We start from the raw sequence: 18733 nt of genomic DNA, 5'->3' as shown, positions 1-18733 counted from the left end.
CGTCACGCAACCGCGATGCCGCGGAGCGCAGCAAACTGTTGCCGCTTGTCGAGAAAAGAAATGCGCTGGTAACGTCAATCGGCCGTTGCCGAGTTCGATGACACAAGCTTCGGCCGCGTCGTTGTGGGGTTCAGAGGCTGAATTCGCAGCCTTTTACGCCGTTCGAGTCACAGGCAGGTGTATGGTGAAGGTCGCCCCTGTGCCCGGCCCGTCGCTCTGTGCAGTCACCGTGCCGCCGTGCATTTCCACCAAGCGGCGCACGAGCGCCAAGCCGATCCCCAGGCCCGACTGCGAACGGCTCAGCGTGCGATCTACTTGCGTGAAAAGCCCGAAGAGTTGAGGTAGCACCGACGCGGCAATGCCGACGCCGGTATCCCGGATCGTGATCGTAACGCGCCCCGGGTGCGGAGCAACCGATACGTACACCCGGCCGCCAGGTTCGGTGAACTTCGTCGCGTTGTTCAGCACGTTGCAGAGCACCTGGGTTAATCGCACACGGTCCCCGGTGAGCACCACTGGTTCTGCGGGCACGCTCAGCACCAGTTCCAGGTTCGCGGCTTCGAGTTGGGAACGGCTCATGTCCACAGCCGACTCAATGAGCTCCTGAATGGTGAGACGTTCGGGCGCCAGCCGCAACTTCCCGGTCGTAATGCGGGACACGTCGAGCAGGTCCTCAACGAGGCGCTTGAGTTGCGCGACCTGGCGCTCCATGCGCTCGCGCTGGCGCCGGACTGTGTCTCCGGAATCGTTCGCGAGCCGGAGGATTTCCAGTGCGTTAAGAATGGGCGTGAGCGGGTTCCTGAGTTCGTGGGCCAGAAGCGCCAGGAACTCGTCCTTACGCCGGTCCGCTTCGCGGAGCGCCTCGTTCACCCGGGCCAGTTCATCGGTGCGCTCGCGCACCTTTCGTTCCAGTTCCGCCGCAGCTCGCGACTGCACCAGCGCGTACCGAATGGCCCGGTCGAGCAGAGCGGAGGTCAGGCCCGCCTTTTCGAGGTAGTCATCTGCCCCGGCATCGAGGGCCTCGAAATCCGTCTGAGAATGGGCCTGCCCGGTGAGGAGAATGACCGGTGCCGCGCGCCCCCGCGCCCGGGACTCGCGTAACAGCTCGATGCCGGTACGGGCACCGAGACGGAAGTCCAGCAGGTACGCGTCGTGCGTGCCGGTGCAGATCGCCTCCAACCCCTCGGCGTAATGCGGCGTCCAGTCGAGCGCGTACGGCCGCCCGGGCACGTCCCCGAGCCGCTCTTCCGTGAGGAACCGGTCGTCCTCGTCGTCGTCGATCAGCAACACCCGGATCGGACCGGACGAGAGATCAAGTTTGCGTTCCGTGCCCATCGGGTGGCAGCTCCACAATTTCCAGCCAGTACTTTCCGAGTGTTCGCACCACCTCCACCAGTCGCTCGAAGGTGACCGGTTTGGTGATGTACGACGCGGCCGACAGGTCGTAACTCCGGAGCACGTCCTCTTCGGCCTTGGAGGTGGTCATGACGACCACGCGGATGGTCCGCAGGCGCGGGTCGGCCTTGATCTCCTGAAGGGCCTCGCGCCCGTCCTTGCGCGGCATGTTCAGGTCGAGCAGGATCAGCCCCGGGAGCGGGGCGGCGCCCGCGCCGGCGTACTTGCCGCGCTGGTTCAGATAGTCGAGAAGCTCCTCGCCGTCCTCCACAAACCGCAAATCGTTGGCCAAATGGTTCTCTTCAAACGCCTCCTGTGTCAACTGGCGATCGTCCGGATCGTCATCGGCCATGAGAATCGTAATCGGTTTCGTCCGATTGGACATGTTTATCGTTTGCCTCAAGCGAGTTAGCGTGGGTCGCGGGGAGGGTCACCACGAACGTGGCCCCTTCGCCCGGTAAGCCGTGCGCCTCAATGGCCCCGCCGTGCCGCTCGACGATCTTGCGGCAGATGGCGAGGCCGACCCCGGTGCCCTCGTACTCGTCACGGCCGTGGAGCCGCTGGAACACCCCGAAGATCCGGTCCCGGTACTTGTCGTCGAACCCGATCCCGTTGTCCCGCACGGTGATGCGGCACACAGACACCGGCTCGGCGCCTTCGCCTTCCGGCGGGACTTGGGTCGCGAGTTCGCCGGCGATTTGCACCACCGGTGGGACACCCGGTCGCTGGAATTTTACCGCGTTGGCAATAAGGTTTTGGAACAACTGCCGCATTTGCGTCGGGTCGGCGTCCACAGCGGGTAACGGACCCACCTGAACCGTCCCGTTCGCATGACCGATCCGCACGTCGAGATCGGAAATGACTTCGGCCACCAACTGCCGCAGGTCCAGCCGCCGGAACGGCCGCTGCTGAGTCGTGACCCGCGAGAACTGGAGCAAGTCGTCGATCAGGCGCCGCATCCGCGCCGCGGCCACCTGGATCCGGTCGAGGTATTCCTTCCCCTTGTCACTAAGCTCGGCACGGCACTTGGTCACGAGCCGGTCGCCGAACGCCTGAATCTTCCGCAGGGGCTCCTGAAGGTCGTGCGACGCGACGTAGGCGAACTTCTCCAGTTCGCCGTTGCTGCGCTCCAGCTCCACCGCCACGGCCCGCGCATGGTCCTCGGCCGCCTGCCGCACCTCAATCTCTTCGGTCAAGGCGACGTTGGCCAGCTCGAGGGCCAGGGTGCGCTCGCGCACCATCGCTTCAAGGGTCTCGGTCTGGCGCTTTTGGTCGTCGATGTCGGTGAGCGTGCCCACCCACTCCTTGACGCTGCCGTGCTGATCGCGCAGCGGCAGAGCGTTCGAGAGGAACCAGCGGTACGCGCCGTCGTCGGCGCGGCGGAGCCGGAACTCCGACGAATACCCCCCTGCCCCCCGGGCCACCGCAAGTTGCCACCCGACGCGCACCCGGTCCGCGTCCTCGGGGTGAAGGAGGTTCCCGCCCCATCCGGACTCCCGTCCCGCTTCCAGTTCCACCCCGGTGTAATCCGTCCACCGGCGGTTGAAGAACGTGACCTCGCCCTTCGGCTCGGCGGTCCACACGATCTGCGGGACCGTCTCGGTGAGCGTCCGGAACCGCTCCTCGCTCGCGCGGAGGGTTTGCTCCAGCTCGCGCTGAGCGGACACGTCGGTGTTGGTGCCGAACCAGCGGGTGATGTTCCCGACTTGGTCGCGGATCGGCCGCGCGCGGCTCAGGAACCAGCGGAACGTGCCGTCGCGCCCGCGGAGCGGGAACGTGTCCTCCCACTGCTCGCCGGCGGCCAGCGCGGCCCTCCACCGCTCCAGAACGCGCGGCAACTCGTCCGGGTGCTGGACCGCCTGCCAGCCCCAGCCCTTCATTTCCTCGAGGGTCGTGCCGGTGTAATCGTACCAGCGCTGGTTGTACCAGAAGATGTGCCCCTCCGCGTCGGTCATCCACGCGAGCTGCGGGATCGACTCGGCCATCTGGCGGAACAGCTCCTCGCTCTCGCGGGTCCGCTCTTCGGCCCGGCGCTGCTCGGTAATGTCTCGTGACACCCCGAGCAGGCGGTCGGGCTTGCCGTCCGCGCCCGGCAGCGGGGCCACCGACACGTCCCAGTACTTGGGCGTCCCTTTCGCGGTCGGGCAGAACCCCTGGAACCGCCCCACCTGCCCGTCACGCGCGGCGGCCACGGCCGCGCCGATGACCTCCCGGTTGGCCACCGGCCACATCTCCGCCCAGGGGTTGCCGCGGAGCGACTCGAAGTCGTCGAGTTCCATCAACTGGCACCCGGCTTCGTTCATCTCCAGCACGCGCCCGTCCAGGTCGAACACCTTCAGGCAGTCGGGGCTGTTCTCGAACACGCTGCGGCGGAACGCCTCGCTCTGGCGCACCCGCTCGACGGCGGTCTTCTGGTCGTCGATGTCGGCCATCGAACCGATCCACTGGTCCACGGTCCCGTCCGGGTGGCGGAGCGGGACGGCGACGCTCTGGAACCACCGGTACACGCCGGTCGCGGCGTGGCGGAGCCGGAACTCCTGGAAAAAGCGATCGGACCCGCCCGGCGCGACCTGGACGACCGTGTCGCGCCAGGCCGTATACACTCGATCGCGGTCGTCGGGGTGCAGCGCGTCGGTCCAGTCGCTCACGCCTCCCGGCTCCTCCGGCAGTGCGGCGTACTCGCTCCAGCGGCGGTTAAAGTAGGTCATCGCGCCGCTGGCGTCCGCGTTCCACACGATGTGCGGGACCGCCTCGGTCAGCGTCCGGTACCGTTCCTCGTTGCGCCGCAACGCCTCGGTGGCGATCCGCTCATCGTGTATATCGGTGCATGTGCCGTACCACCGGACGATGCGGCCGTCGGCGTCCCGCTGGGGCAGCGCGCGGCCCAGGAACCAGCGGTACCCGCCGTCGGCGCCGCGGAACCGGTACTCGATCTCGTACTCCGAACCGGTGTCGGTGGACTGCTCCCAGCGGGCGGCCGCGCGCGCCCGGTCGTCGGGGTGCAGCGGCCCGGACCAGCCGCCCCCAAGGCTCTGCTCCTCGGTCAGCCCGGTGTAATCGTACCAGCGCTGGTTGTAGTACTCGTGGTACCCGTCCGGGCGGGTCACCCAGATGATGTGCGGAACCGCCTGGGCCAGGGTCCGGAACCGGGCTTCGCTGTCCCGCACCGCCTCGACCGCCTTGCGGCGGTCGATGAACTGGGCGAGGTTCGCGGCGATCGGCCCGAGGTCGGTCACCAGCCCTTCGGACAGTTTGGTGCGGGAGTAGACCCCGAGCACCCCGAACACGCGCCCCTCGACCACGAGCGGGTGCCCGGCGAACGACCGGACGCCCTCGCGCGCGGCCCATTCCGGATCGCTGGTGAGCGGGTCGTGGGGCACGTCGTCGGTCAGGTACGGGCGGCCGCTCGCGGCGATGCGACCGATCTTCGTCTCGCCGACCCGCACCCGGTCGTGCGGCCCCTGCTCCGGGGCGAAGGCGCCGGCGCTGGCCTGGAGGTCGAGCCACCGCCCGGACTCGTCGAGGGTCCAAACGCGGGCGAGCGCGGCCCCGAGGGTCCGCGCCAGGGTCTCCGCGCACCCCTGGAGCGCGGAGCGGGTCTCCCCAGCGCCCGCCAGCCCGGCGGCCACCTCCGCCCGCAGCGCGATCGCGCGGGCGCGTTCCGCCAAATCGTCCGCGGCCCGCTTCTGCTCGGTGACGTCGCGGGTGAAGCACCGGGCGTGAACGAACGCGCCGTTCTCCACCAGCGCCGTTGCGGAAATCAGCACGTCACGAACCGTGCCGTCCTTGCACCGCAGCCGCGCCGGGTGGTTCGTGAGCCGCTCCCCGCGGAGCAGCCGGGCGTGCAGCTCGCGCCCCGCGCCGGGGTCCTCGTAAAACGCCTCGGCTTTGTGCCCCACGAACTCGGTGCGGTCGTACCCGAGCATCTCCAGTTCGGCCCGGTTGGCGCGGACGATCGCCCCGGCTCCGTCCACCCAGTGGAGCCCGACGTTCGCGTTCTCGAAGAAGTCGGTGAGGTTCCGCTCGCTGCGCCGCAGTTCCTGCTCGGCCCGCCGCCGCTCGGTGATCTCGTGTACCACAACACCGGCCCCGAGGGCGGGACCGCCGGGCAACCGCACCGGGAACGCCGTTACGTGGAACGCCTGATACGCGCCGGTGATCGGGTGGCGAACGTCGACGGTGTCGGAGTACGACTCCGCGGCGCCCGTCGCGACCGCCCGGTACCGTTCGACCCGTTCGGCCGGGATCTGGGGAACTACCTCCATGACGGTGCGGCCGAGGTGCTCGCTCAACGGCTTGCCGTTGGCGCGGGCGATGAAGCTGTTGACCCGCTCGTACCGCAGTTCGGGGTCCAAAAACACGATCCCGACGTTCGCGTTCTCGATGAACGCGTCGAGCCGGGCCAGCGCCTCGTCGGCGCGGGCCTGAGCCGCCACGAGGTCGGACTCGCGCTGCCGCAGCGCCGCCTCGACCACGCGGCGCCGGGCCACCTCCGACTCGAGCTCCTCTTGGCGCCCGAGCGCGACCCCCAGCGCGGCCCGCGCGCGGCGCTGGGCGACCCTGTGCGACTCGCCCAGCGCCGCGCACGCCACCCCGCAGAAAAAGAACAGCGCCAGGGCCATCTGGTTCCCCAGCCCCGTCACGTAGAGGCGGTTCCGCGGCTCGACGAAGAAGAACGAGAACCCGACCAGCGAGACCAGGAGCGTTACGAGCGCCGGCTGGAACCCGTACCGCCAGCTCACGTACACCACGCCCAGGAGCGGCACCACGAGCGCGTGCTCCTGTTTGAGGACGGCGTCCCCGGCCGCGCGAACCAGGACCGCCAGCACCGCCACTAGCAGCGCGACGATGTACGCCCGCCCGGAGGTCCCGCGGGCCTCGCCGGTGATCGGCAGGTGCGTCTTCGTATCGGTCCCGGTCCGGACAGCCTTGCTCGCCTCGGCAACGGCCGGCATCACCCGCGGGATGACCCGAATGAGCGCGACCACAGTCGCCCACGACACAACCGCCGTGACGCCCTTCATCAGCCCCGAAAACCGGTAGATCGGGAACTGAAAGATGAGGGCGTCGATCAGGTGGGTGGTGCCGCACGCCAGGATGAACAGCGCGAACAGCAGGAACAGCCGCGGGAACGGCAGGTCGCGGCGCCGGGTAAAGTACAGCAGCACCAGTGGGATCGAAACGTATGCGAGCCAGATGAAGAGGTCGCTGGTCGCGTGCAAAAAGATCAGTTCGTCGTTCCATGCGGTCCCGCAGTGGGCGCGGGGCGTGAACCCGGTCGGATCGAAGAGACTGGTCAGAACGTCCAGCATGAACTGGGCCTGGTGGGGAGGAACGATTCGCGTGCCACACAACAACCCGCTCGGGATACAATAGACCCTGAGCCAATACCGTAGGAACTCAGCGCATGGTTAACGAGCCAGAACCTGCACCTTCCGTGCCAGCGCCCGCCCCGGTCCAACGGGTTCTCGTCGTCGAAGACCTGGAGGACACCCGCACGTCCCTCCAGGAGCTGCTCCAGATGAGCCTCAAGCTGGAGGTTGATACCGCCGAGGACGGCGCCGCCGGCCTCGCCATGCTACGCGCCAAGCCGTACAGTTTAGTGATCACCGACCTGCGCATGCCCCGGGTCGGTGGGATGAAGCTGATTGAAACCATTCAGGCGGAGAAGATCCCGGTCACGGTGATCGTCACCACCGGCAACGGCAACATCAAGGACGCCGTCGAAGCGATGCGGATGGGGGTCTACGACTTCCTCACCAAGCCGCCGGACCCGCAGCACCTTCAGATCATCGTGCAGCGTGCCCTCCGGGACCGCGCGCTTCAGGACGAGGTTGCGGCTCTGCGGCGCGAGCTGGGCGAGCGGCACGCGTTCCAGAACGTACTCAGTCGCAGCCCGAAGATGGTCGATTTGTTCGAGCTGATCGGCCACGTCGCGGGCACCGCTTCAACGGTCCTCATCCGCGGCGAAACCGGGACCGGCAAGGAGCAGATCGCCCGCGCCATCCACCAGGCGTCGGCAAACTACCGGACCGGCGAGTTCGTCGCGGTCAACTGCGGCGCGCTGAACGAGAACCTGCTGGAGAGCGAACTGTTCGGACACGAGAAGGGCTCGTACACCGGTGCGGACCGCAAACGCATCGGCCGGTTCGAGCTGGCCCACAAGGGCACGTTGTTCCTCGACGAGATCGGCGACGTGCCGATGTCAATGCAGGTCAAGCTGTTGCGGGTGCTCCAGGAGCGGCGGTTCGAGCGGGTCGGCGGGGCCGAGCCGATCGAGATCGATGTTCGGGTGGTGGCCGCCACCCACCAGGACATGGAAAAGCTGGTCAAGGACGGGAAGTTCCGCGAAGACCTGTATTACCGGCTGAACGTGGTGCGGATCGACATCCCGCCGCTGCGCGAGCGCACCGAGGACATCCCGGTTCTGGTGTCGCACTTCTGCCAGAAGTTCGTCCGCGTCGGCCAGAAGCCGCCGACGATCAGCCCCGAGGCACTGGACCTGCTCACCAAGTGCCCATGGCCAGGTAACGTGCGGCAGCTCGAGAACGCGATCGAGCGCGCGTGCGTGACGGCGCGCGACGGGGTGATTCGCACGAAGGATTTACCGCCCGAAGTGGGGCGCCGGCCCGAAAGCAGCGCCGCCGGCAAGCACCCGTTCCATGTGGACCTGAACCGCAAACTACCGGATCAGCTCTCGGAACTCACGGCCGCGTTCGAGGAGCGGTACATTCGCCGCGCACTGAAGCGCTCCCGGGGGCACGTCGGCAAGTGCGCCAAGATCACTGGGCTGTCGCGCCGCAGCATCACGGACAAGATCGCGCAATACAAGATCGATAAAGAGCAGTTCAAGGGCGAGGAGTAGGAAACCCGTCAACGTCTGCACGTGCTTTCGGTCCGGTATGCACCGAAGGCACGAGCGTTGGTCACTTCTGGGGCGCCTTCTCCTGCGCGGCCTTCAGGGCCTCGACGGCGGCAGTGAGTTCGCGCTGGACGGCTTCCAGGCGAGCGAGCGCCTCGACGTACACCGCCTCCACCCGCTCGATTTCGACTTGACCCGCACCGCTCTTTTCGAGCCGCTCCCGGAGCCGTGCTGTGGCCTCCTTCAGCAGCGCAGCCGCGCGCTCCTGCGCCTGGAGGGCCGCCACCTTTACAGCCAAGCTCTCGCGAGTCCCCCGTTCCCCCACTTTCTTCGGCAGTGGGAGCGGTTCGAGTTCCTTTGTCGGCATGGCCTTCGGCGGCTCTGCCGGCATCTTCACTGGCAGCTTTACGCTTGGGGCCGGTCGCTGACCAAAAAGCGTCCCGCGCTCGTCATCAAGGTCCGGTAACACCTCGCCTCCGTCGATGGTGACACGCGGCCAGAACATTTCCGGCTTGAGCGTCGTCGGAAGCAGAAGCACGCTCCCATCGAACAGCAGCGCCGGGGTGCGTTCCCAGCCCTTCTCTCCCAGCGCCGGAACCGTTCCCCCGAACGGGAGGTCGTCCGGCTTCGTCCACACCACCCCCTTACCAGCCTCGACCACCGCGAGCGTATTCGACGTCCCGTCCGGGATAGCGGCGAGCGACCACCCTTGTTTCTCGCCGTCTCTGAGCCACGGCCGCCCGGCAATCCCCTTCAAGGGAGCCGCGTTCTCGCGCTGCACAAAACCTTGGTAAAACGTCTCGCCGTGCGCGTGTTCGCGGTCCGGTGCCTGGAACACCTTCGGCATCTTCTCGATGAGCTTCTTGTTGTTCTCACTGTCCCACGGTTCGTCCAGTTTGAACTGTCGGTACAGCGCGTCCTGCTCCAGGTACGGGAGCAGTTGCACCCGCCAACTCAAAAGCAACTCGCCCTTCGGTCCGTACACATTGGTTGGCAACCGGAGGTTGGAGCCGTGGTAGTTGTGAAGTGCCAAGCCGATTAGCTTCAGGTTGTGCATCCGCTGTTCGGCCGCGCGGCGACTCTGCACGGCTTGAAGCAAGTCGCCGAGCGCCTTGGAAGTTGCCGAACCAAAATCCACTTTCGCAACGGCAACAGCGGTAGCCCCGTCGGCCTTCACGGTGGCCGCCTTCATCCCTGCGGCGAGCGCGCTCAGGAGCGGTGCGGCCGCCTTGTCCAGCGGGCGCCGGCTGTCGCGCATCGTACCCGCCATCTTCTCCGCACCCACGGCTAGGCTCGCGAGCCCTTCTTCCAACACCGGAGCGGCGCGTTTCGCGGCGGTTGCATCATCGAACGTTAGCGCCAGACTCAGTTTCGCTCCCTGACTGAGATTACCGGCGAGAACCGCGGTGCGCGTGCCAAGCAGCGCGGTGTACGGGGCCAGTTCGGGTTCGATCCGGCCGTCGAACTCACGGAACAGCGGAGGCAGGTACACGCACGCCGCGAAGGTGTGCGTGCCCGCGGCTGCCAGTGCGTCGGTGAGCGGCCCTTTGGCACCCTTCTTGAGATGCGCACTCAGAAAGGTAAGAACGGTCACGTCGGCCGCCCCGCGCCCCGGTAGGAACACGAGGGTTCGTTCGTCGGTCAACAACAGGGTCGCGAACGGCCCACGATCGAGGCGGTGGAACAACGGCTCCAACGCCTCACGCCCTCCCGGACCGGCCGCAGGAACCCGTTCGTCCGCACCGAACACCGGCCGGGCCTGCAACGCTTTGAGTACCCGGGCCTCGTTGAACGGTTCGACCGTTGTAACTACGAGAATGGGATCGGAGCCGTCGCGACCGAGTCGCGGCCAGAACATCGTGACGCGATCCAGCTCCAGCGGCGAAACCCCGAGCAGTTCGGAGGCGCCGACCAGGGCGTCGGGTTGCTTCGCGAGTTGCGCCAGCACCGGTTTAAGGTCCGGGTGCTTGACGAGATCCGCGACCTTCAGCGTGACGAACGCCGGCGCCGTCGGCGGTACGATCGGCAATGCGGCGGGCGGCCCCGGACGTTCCGCCGGTTGTGCGGGCGCGGGCGCGCACACAATCAAACCGGCCACAAAGGCAAGCGTAGCCCGAAGTCGTGTCCGGAACATGAAGGCCCCTTGGAGAAAAATGACCGCCGCCCGGCCCGATCGCGTTACGGTATCGAAATCACCTCACCGCCCTGAGCCGTGATGATCGCGCGAAGCGCGTGTTCGCCGACCTTGCTCGGGCGGAGGACGCGCACGCTCCCGTCGGCCATCGCCGCGATGAACCGGTCCGCGGCCTTATCGCCCAGTTGTGGCAGCGGCGCCTTAGCGTCGTAGGCGAGCAGGTCCGGCTTGTACCACGGAACCGCTTCACCGGCCTCCACGATCATAAGGGTGTTGCTGAGTCCGTCGGTGATAGCGGGGATCGTCGGCCCTTTTTGCCCCTCAGCGAAGAACGGTCGATCGGCCTCCTTGCCGCTTTTCGGCAGACTGAACACGCGGAAGTACGTGTGCGCCTTCGGGGCCGGTCGCCCGGGGATCTCGAACACCTTCGGCATCTCCATCGCTTCGAGCTTCTTCAAGTTCACCGGGTCGTTCCACGCCTTCGTCGAGTCGAGTTGCCTGAGCAGGTTGTCCTGCTCGATGTACGGCAGCACTTGCACCCGCCAGCTCATCGGTACGGGCTTCGGCCCGCCAGCGGGTGTCACGTCGCCGGGGAAAACTCCGTAGGCGCTTTCGTAGTTGTGAAACGCGAGCGCGAGTTGCTTGAGGTTGTTCTGCCCGCGGCGGCTATCGACCGCCCCGGCATACGATTTCGGTAGCACGGCCGCCAGTTTCGCGACCGCGTCCAGGTGCGGCAAATCGACAGTTGCAACGACGCTTGGACCGGACGACTCCACCTTGGCGGCCTTGAGCACGGCGACCACGTTCTCAAAGTACGCGCGCTCGGCGGGTTCGAACTGGCCCTTACCCAGAATCGCTTTCTCGAACACGCGGGTGACATCCGCGATGCCTTCCTTCAGAACCGGCGCCGCTCGCTTCGCGCTCGCGTCGTTCGCGAAGGTCATCTTGAACGTGCCGCGGGCGGTCTTGTCGAAGTCGGCCGCGAAGGTGATCGACGTGGCGCTGAAGAGTGCCAAGTATGGGGCCAGTTCCGTTTCGCGATCGGCCTGAAGGAACCCGGCGAGCGGGCGTCCGTCGAGGGCGAACGCGAAGTCGTGCTTCGCGGCGTCGGCCAGCGCGTCCGCGAGCGGCCCGTCGGTCCGCTTTGCCAGCACCTGACCGAGCAGACCCGCCACCCCCAATTCGCCGTCCGTTTTCAGGAACAGGAGCGTGCGCTCGTCACCGAAAATGAGCGTGTCGAACCGGCCGGATTGGAACCGCACCGCGTTCCCGGACCGGCGCGGGGGACCGCCGTCCGATCCAACGGATTTGATGACTTTGGCCTCGTTAAACGGCTTCTTGGTGGTGATGAGTGCACCCGCGAGCGGGCGCCGATCGGCCGACGGCAGGAACAGCGTGATGCGCTCGATGTCCCCGACGGGCAGGCCGAACAGTTCGTCGGTAGGACCGGATTTCTGCCCCTCGAACCACGCCCGCAGTGGCTTGAAATCGGGGTTCTCCCACATCTTGGCGACGTTCACCGTCAGGAACCCGAACGAATCCGTCGGGACCGCGCCGAGGGCCGGTGCCGGTTGCGCGCTACTGACTGTAGAGCTGGCAAGCAGGAATATTAGGGGTGCGACCAGGGACAGAGGTGTGCGCATTTCGGACCGCTCCGGAGGCAAGACGTGACCACCGCCGCACGGAGATGATACCGCGAACTGGGCGCCGGTACCATCACTCGTGCGGCGCGATTACGACGCCACTCCGGAACAGACGTTTCACTCAGTAGGCGTGTCTCTGCTTCGAGAACAGCATCCGCCACACCGTGAGGAAAATGATGCGGAGGTCGAACAGCGGGTTCCAGTGGCTGATGTAGTACAGGTCGAACTGCACCCGCTTGCGCAGCGACGAGTTGCCGCGCCAGCCGTTCACCTGAGCCCAGCCGGTGATGCCGGCCTTAACGGCGTGGCGGGCGTTGTAGTTCGGAATCGTTTTGGCGAACTTGCTCACGAACACTGGGCGTTCGGGCCGCGGCCCTACGATGCTCATGTCGCCCCACAGCACGTTAAAGAACTGCGGCAGCTCGTCGAGGTTGGTGGCCCGCATGACCGTTCCGAGCCGGGTGCGCCGCGGGTCGTTGGCGCCCGTCATCTGCGGGCCGGCGGCCTCGGCGTCGACCCGCATGCTGCGGAACTTGAGCATCATGAACGAGCGGCCGTTCAGGCCGCACCGCTCCTGGCGGTACAGCAGAGGCCCCGGGCTAGTCAGTTTCACCAGTAGCGCGATCAACCCCATCAGCGGGGCCAGCAGCACGATCGCCACGCACGCCAGGATCACGTCCATGACGCGCTTCACGACCATGTTGAGCCCGTGGTGCGGGTTCTCGCGCAGCCCGATCACCGTCATCCCGTGGATCTGCGTGGTGGTGAACGTCATCCCGGCCATCGCGGGCAGGTCGGCGATGAGTTGCACGTCCACAACGGTCTGTGAGAGCGCGGCGAACACCCGCCGGGCGTCCGCATAGCGGTTCAGCGGCAGCGCGACGAAGACATGCTCGATGTGGTGCCGCTCGACCAGTTCCGGCAGCTCCGCGAGGCTCCCGAGCACCGGCAGGTCGGCGCCGGCCCCGCGGTGCGCGTCGTCCTCGACGTAGCCGACGGGCTGGATGCCCGACCACGACACGGAGTGCAGGGTGCGCACGGTGCGCCGGGCGAGCCGCCCGGTGCCGACGACCAGCGCGTGACTCTGGTTCACTCCCCGGGCACGGAGTTGCCTGATCCCGAGCCAACTAATCCGCCGCACGACCAGAAGGGACAGCAAGGTGACGACGGTAAACATCACCATCGCGCCGCGCGACTCGTGCTGCGCGTGACGGGCGAAGCTGATCGCCATCACCACCAGCGCCATCAGCCCGACGCCCTTTCCGACCGCGGCGAGTTCTTCGCGGAACCGGCGCAACCGGTGAATTTCGTACATCCCGGCGAACCGATAGGTGATCGCCCCGGCGAACAGGATCAACGGGAGCGCGCGCAGGTACAGGGCGAAATCGGGTACGCCGCGATGAACGGAGAACAGCCCGGTGTGGAACCGCACGTAGTACGCGGCCAGCCACCCGACGGCGGTGAGGGTGAGGTCCCAGAGCAGGAACCACGCGACCAGCGACTGACTGACTCGACGAACCATCAATGCGCCTTCGCCGTTCGGTCTGCGCGCCCGTCCCTGGGCGTGCGGCGTGGAACGGTAACACCGGCGCCGGGGCACGTCAAGATGGGTAGAATCCCCATCGGCTGTAACGCCCCCTGAGTTGAACCGACCCGACCGGAACCGGTACGATGATGAACGCCGACCAGTTGCTCGCGAAGCTTTATGCGCTGCGTAAGGATTACGCCGACGATCCCGAAGACGAGACGTTCCTGGCGCTGCACCACACGTTCTTGTTCGTCAGCTACAACATGGCCGCGTTCAAAGAATACGTGAAGAAGGAAGCGGAAAAAGAGAATAAGGAGTAACCGAGGTTGCAGTTGCCTTGCCCGGACGGCAACATCCCAAACACCGCGAGCGGGCCGAGCACAACGGTGAAACGCTCTCGACGAGCGCGAGCCGTTGCTCCGGGGTTACCCCGGGGCGTTCGATGCCTGAGGATTGAGCGCGCGACAGTGGGGGCGCTTCCACGCCCGTCTTGTCGCGCAGGACGGGATTCGTCGGCCCGCTCGCGGCCCTCTGACCACGGACGCGATGACCGCGAACCGATTCGTGCGCAACCTCGCGGCGGCGCTGCTGGCGGGCGAATGGAACGTTGCGGGGCTGCGCACCTCCGTCTACCGGGCAACGGGTAAGCGGTTCGGCTGGACGCCGCGCTTCGCAAAGCGGGTTCACACCGCACACCCCGCCCCACCAACGTTCAACGAACTGCTCGTGTTTCTTGGTCGTGATCCGGGGTTCGTGCGTGCGCTGGCCGCACTGGCGACGGCACGGTATCCGGCGGACCGGTTCCCCGTGTGGCACATTTTCGCGCCGCCGGAACCGCCGCCACACCCGCGCCCCGACTGGGCCAGCGGTCTCCCTCCATTACCCAACGAGCCGGCGCTCGCCGAATGGCTCGGCGTTGCGGTCGGGCAGTTGCTCTGGCTCGCGGACCCGGCAGGGCGCAACGCCAACACCAAAGGCGTGCGGTCGTACCGGGTGCGCTGGGTGCCGAAACCCAAGGGGCGCGCCCGACTGCTCGAAATCCCCGTTGCGCCGCTCAAGCGGGTTCAGCGAAAGCTGCTGGCGGACCTGTTGAACCACGTTCCACCGCACCCAGCGGTTCACGGGTTCCGACCGGGCCGCTCGGCCGTCACCAACGCAACCCCGCACTGTGGCCACGCGATCGTGATCCGCTTCGACCTCGCCGACTTCTTCGCGTCGGTGCCCGTCGGGCGCGTTCTCGCGCTGTTCCTCGCGCTCGGCTACCGCGAATCGGTCGCGCGGCTGTTGTCGGGCCTGTGCATGACGCGCCTGGCTTCCAACGACTGGAACGAGCGCCCGAACCCGCTGAACGACGGTTCCGAGCACGCCGCCCGTGCCCGGCTCACATCGCGACACCTCCCCCAAGGTGCGCCCACCTCTCCGGCGCTGGCAAACCTCGTCGCGTTTCGCCTGGATCGGCGACTGGCCGGGCTCGCCGCCGCGTGCGGTGCGACGTACACCCGCTACGCCGATGATCTCACATTCTCCGGCGGTGAACTCTTACGCCGGAACGCCGCACGGTTCGTTCGATCCGTCACGCTCGCGACCGCAGAAGAAGGGTTCGCACTCAACCGTGGGAAAACCTGTGTGATGGGGTGCGGCGGACGGCAGACCGTGACGGGGGTTGTGGTGAACCAGCGGCCCAACGTGCCGCGCGCCGAGTTCGACCGGCTGAAAGCAATCCTGACCAACTGCGTGCGGCACGGCCCCGCCGATCAGAACCGAAGCGGGCACCCGGACTTTCGCTCGCACCTCGCCGGCCGGGTGGCATACGTTGCGGGGGTGAACCCGGTGCGCGGGCGGAAGTTGTGGGCGCTCTTCGATCGCATCACGTGGCCCGCGGCACACACGCGCCCGGCGCGTTGAGGGTACGAGAGCCGTCCGTACAACACCCTTCGTCGCCCGTTTCGCACCAAGGGTTCGCCGATGGCGGTTCCGTCCGATCTCATCGTGTCCGTGTCGGGCATTCGCGGAATCGTCGGCGCGGGCCTCACCGCCGAAGCCGCCACCCGGTTCGCGGCCGCCTACGGTTCGACCGTGGCCGGCAAACGGGTCATCGTCTCCAACGACGGGCGCCCCAGCGGCGAAATGCTCCGCCACGCGGTCACGGCGGGCCTACTCGGCGCAGGCTGCAAGGTCGAAGATCTCGGCATCGCCCCGACGCCCACGTGCGGGTTCGCGGTGCGGCAGTTGAACGCCGCGGGCGCGATCCAGATCACCGCGAGCCACAACCCGGCACCGTGGAATGGGCTCAAGATGTTCGGTTCCGACGGTGCGGTGCTCCCGGCCGCCGCCGGTGCCGTCATCCGCGGGCTCTACGAATCCGGCGACTTCGCCCGCGCGGCGTGGAACGGAATCGGCACCGTCGGCGTTCCGCCGGACGTCGGCGCGGACCACATTCAGGCCGTACTCGACACGGTCAGCGTCGCGGCGGTCGCGGGGCAGCGGTTCCGGGTGTTCCTCGACGCCAACGGCGGTGCCGGCGGCCCGCTCGGGGTGAAGATGCTGACCGACTTCGGTTGCGAGGTGATCGCGCACGGGTGCGAGGCGACCGGCGTGTTCGCGCACGAGCCCGAGCCGATCCCGGCTCACCTTGTTGACGTGGCCCCCTGGGTGAAGCAGCACGAGTGCGCGATCGGGTTCGTGCTCGACCCCGACTCCGATCGCCTGGCGCTGATCGACGAGAACGGGGACTGCGTGAGCGAGGAGGCCACGCTCGCGCTCGCCGTGAAGTACCGGCTCCGGCAGCAGCCCGGCACGATCGCGATCAACATGTCCACGTCGCGGATGAACCAGGACGTGGCGGCGGCCGCGGGGTGCCCGTGCGTCCGCTCGGCGGTCGGCGAGGCGAACGTGGTCGCCCTCATGCGCGAGACCGGCGCGGTACTCGGGGGCGAAGGCAACGGCGGCGTCATCGACCCGCGCATCGGGTGGGTGCGCGACCCGTTCGTGGGGATGGCGTTCATCCTGTCGCTGATGGCGGAGGAGCGCAAGCCCTTCTCGCAACTCGTCGCCGAACTGCCCCGGTACGCGATGCTCAAAACCAAGTTTACCGTCTCGCGCGAGCGGCTCCCGGACGCGATCGCGGCTCTCGAAGCGCGGTGGCCGGAGGCGACGATCAACCGCGACGACGGGTTGCGGCTGGACGGTCCCGATTGGTGGCTGCATGTGCGCGGCAGCAACACCGAGCCGGTGGTGCGGGTGATCGCCGAAACGCCCGATCCGGAACGGACCGCGCAACTGTGCCGGGAAGCCGGCTCGGTCGTCACCGGGTGAACCCCTGCGTTGCCAGCGGCGGGCGCAGCGGTTATTCTCAAACGGTCCCCCGGTCGGCCAACTGGGAATCGCGAATGACCGACGACGAACTCAACGACGCCCTTGATCGGGCCGCCCGCTGGTTGCGGGCCGCCAAGAACGTCTGCGTGCTCACAGGAGCGGGCATTTCGGCCGAGAGCGGGGTGCCCACGTTCCGCGCTTCGGACGGGCTGTGGGAAGGGCACCGCATTGAGGACGTGGCCAGCCCGGACGGCTGGGACCGCAACCCGGCGCTCGTGTGGCAGTTCTATAACGCCCGCCGCGCGAACGTCGCAACCGTGAAGCCCAACCCGGGGCACTTCGCTCTTGTTGCGCTCGAAGACCGCTTCGGCGACAACTTCAAGCTGGTGACACAGAACGTCGACGGCCTTCACCTCCAAGCCGGCAGCCGTCGGGTTCTTGAGATTCACGGCAGCTTGCGCCAAACGCGCTGCACCGTTTGTGAGGCTGTCGCGAACCGCGGGTTGGAACCGCTCGGAGACGCGCCGCAGTGCCCGCAGTGCCACGGACGGCTGCGTCCGCACATCGTCTGGTTCGGTGAGGGGCTGCCCGACGACATCTGGATGGAGGCGATGGTGAGCGCGAGCGAGTGCGACACGCTGCTGGTGGTCGGCACATCGGCGGTGGTTCACCCGGCCGCGTCGCTCGTTCCGATCGCGCGGCGCAAAGGTGCAACGGTGATCGAAGTGAACATCACCCGCACCGAGGCCAGCGCGTACGCCGACATCGGGCTTTACGGCCCCTCCGGCGAGGTGCTCCCGAAGCTGCTTCAACGGCTCGGGTAGAGGGCACTTCAAAGGCGGGGAGGCCGCTCGGCCTCCCGCACCCGCTGTTTTCGGAAAACGAGCAGCCCCGTCCCGCCTACAACGACATCCTGAACCCACACCCACGAACACAGACAGCGCAATGCCGGCTCAAAAGCTCGACGGAAAGGCCCTCGCCGCAACGATGCGGGGCGAGATCGCGACCCAGGTCCAGGCGCGTGCCGCGGCCGGGAAGCGAGCCCCCGGGCTCGCGGCCGTGCTGGTCGGCGAAGACCCGGCCAGCCAGCAGTACGTCAAGAACAAGCACAAGGCCTGCCATGATGTCGGGTTCACCACGACGGTGCACCGGTTGCCCGCGACCACCTCGCAGGCCGAGCTACTCGCGCTGGTCGCGCAGCTCAACGCGGACCCGGCCGTTCACGGCATTCTGGTTCAGCTCCCGCTGCCCAAACAGATCGATGGCGAGGCAGTCATTCGGGCCGTTGCGCCCGCCAAGGATGTCGATTGCTTCCACCCGGAAAACGTCGGGCTGTTGGCCGCCGGGCACCCGCGGTTCTACCCCTGCACGCCGCACGGCGTGATTCAGTTGCTGACCCGCAACGGCGTTTCCCTCGCGGGAAAATCGGTTGTCGTCGTCGGGCGCAGTAACATCGTCGGCAAGCCGCTCGCGCTGATGCTCATGCAGAAGCCGACGGCCGCGAACCCCGCCGCCGCGGACGCGACGGTGACCGTCGCCCACACCCGCACCTCCGATCTCGCCGCCGTGTGCCGTGGTGCCGACGTTCTCGTCGCCGCGGCGGGCGTACCAGAGTTTCTCACTGCCGACATGGTGCGCCCCGGCGCCGTCGTGGTCGATGTCGGCACGAATAACGTGAACGGGCGCTGGTGCGGTGACGTTCACCCGGGCGTGTGGGACGTGGCCGGGTGGGTGTCGCCGGTGCCCGGCGGGGTCGGGCCGATGACGATCACCATGCTGCTCCACAACACGCTCGCCGCGGCACAACAGATCGACGGCTAACGCGCCCGCGGCTCCGTCGCGGCGCGCCGGGTTCC

General features: G+C 67.3%; 12 protein-coding genes. 6 read left to right on the top strand and 6 right to left on the bottom strand.

The window, feature by feature from the left end; genetic code table 11:
• Positions 1-153 precede the first annotated feature (153 nt).
• The 3 genes from R5W23_RS26995 to R5W23_RS26985 are packed head-to-tail and all read right to left on the bottom strand — an operon-like array spanning position 154 to position 6707.
• Positions 154-1335 carry a hybrid sensor histidine kinase/response regulator gene (locus R5W23_RS26995; RefSeq protein ID WP_320689039.1) on the bottom strand — a complete coding sequence of 394 codons (1182 nt, stop codon included), beginning with the start codon at positions 1333-1335 and terminating at the stop codon, positions 154-156.
• Complete coding sequence (locus R5W23_RS26990) at positions 1313-1780, bottom strand: response regulator (protein ID WP_407936166.1); 468 nt, start codon at positions 1778-1780, stop codon at positions 1313-1315. The genes R5W23_RS26995 and R5W23_RS26990 overlap by 23 nt, the downstream gene beginning before the upstream one ends.
• Complete coding sequence (locus tag R5W23_RS26985; RefSeq protein WP_320689038.1) at positions 1737-6707, bottom strand: PAS domain S-box protein; 4971 nt, start codon at positions 6705-6707, stop codon at positions 1737-1739. Before R5W23_RS26985 ends, R5W23_RS26990 begins: the two co-directional genes overlap by 44 nt.
• A 95-nt stretch (positions 6708-6802) precedes the next feature.
• On the opposite strand from R5W23_RS26985, the gene R5W23_RS26980 reads away from it, so the two are divergent.
• Positions 6803-8260 (top strand): sigma-54-dependent transcriptional regulator, encoded by a 1458-nt coding sequence (locus tag R5W23_RS26980; protein WP_261187935.1) that lies wholly within the window; start codon positions 6803-6805, stop codon positions 8258-8260.
• A 61-nt stretch (positions 8261-8321) separates the two neighbouring features.
• Here the strand turns inward: R5W23_RS26980 and R5W23_RS26975 are convergent, their stop codons facing one another.
• From R5W23_RS26975 to R5W23_RS26965, 3 genes are all read right to left on the bottom strand, one after another.
• Positions 8322-10286 carry a DUF1559 family PulG-like putative transporter gene (locus R5W23_RS26975; RefSeq protein WP_320689037.1) on the bottom strand — a complete coding sequence of 655 codons (1965 nt, stop codon included), beginning with the start codon at positions 10284-10286 and terminating at the stop codon, positions 8322-8324.
• A gap of 149 nt (positions 10287-10435) precedes the next feature.
• Complete coding sequence (locus R5W23_RS26970; protein WP_320689036.1) at positions 10436-12034, bottom strand: DUF1559 family PulG-like putative transporter; 1599 nt, start codon at positions 12032-12034, stop codon at positions 10436-10438.
• Between the two features lie 121 nt (positions 12035-12155).
• Positions 12156-13556 carry an undecaprenyl-phosphate glucose phosphotransferase gene (locus R5W23_RS26965; protein WP_320689035.1) on the bottom strand — a complete coding sequence of 467 codons (1401 nt, stop codon included), beginning with the start codon at positions 13554-13556 and terminating at the stop codon, positions 12156-12158.
• A gap of 149 nt (positions 13557-13705) precedes the next feature.
• Between R5W23_RS26965 and R5W23_RS26960 the strand changes: the two genes are divergently transcribed.
• The 5 genes from R5W23_RS26960 (at position 13706) to R5W23_RS26940 (ending at position 18698) form a co-directional block, all read left to right on the top strand.
• Positions 13706-13882 carry a hypothetical protein gene (locus R5W23_RS26960; protein ID WP_320689034.1) on the top strand — a complete coding sequence of 59 codons (177 nt, stop codon included), beginning with the start codon at positions 13706-13708 and terminating at the stop codon, positions 13880-13882.
• Between the two features lie 226 nt (positions 13883-14108).
• Positions 14109-15467: a reverse transcriptase family protein gene (locus R5W23_RS26955; RefSeq protein ID WP_320689033.1), complete on the top strand. Its 1359-nt coding sequence runs from the start codon at positions 14109-14111 to the stop codon at positions 15465-15467.
• A 60-nt stretch (positions 15468-15527) separates the two neighbouring features.
• Complete coding sequence (gene glmM, locus R5W23_RS26950; protein WP_320689032.1) at positions 15528-16877, top strand: phosphoglucosamine mutase; 1350 nt, start codon at positions 15528-15530, stop codon at positions 16875-16877.
• Positions 16878-16951: 74 nt separating this feature from the next.
• On the top strand, positions 16952-17701 hold the full coding sequence (locus R5W23_RS26945) for an SIR2 family NAD-dependent protein deacylase (RefSeq protein WP_320689031.1): 750 nt from the start codon (positions 16952-16954) through the stop codon (positions 17699-17701).
• A 121-nt stretch (positions 17702-17822) separates the two neighbouring features.
• Positions 17823-18698 carry a bifunctional 5,10-methylenetetrahydrofolate dehydrogenase/5,10-methenyltetrahydrofolate cyclohydrolase gene (locus R5W23_RS26940; protein WP_320689029.1) on the top strand — a complete coding sequence of 292 codons (876 nt, stop codon included), beginning with the start codon at positions 17823-17825 and terminating at the stop codon, positions 18696-18698.
• The last annotated feature ends 35 nt before the right edge of the window (positions 18699-18733 follow it).

The sequence above is a fragment of the Gemmata algarum genome (assembly GCF_034097035.1).
Classification (GTDB): Bacteria; Planctomycetota; Planctomycetia; order Gemmatales; family Gemmataceae; genus Gemmata; species Gemmata algarum.
Note: the sequence above shows the minus strand (reverse complement) of the source record. Positions and strands in the feature narration are given on the sequence as shown.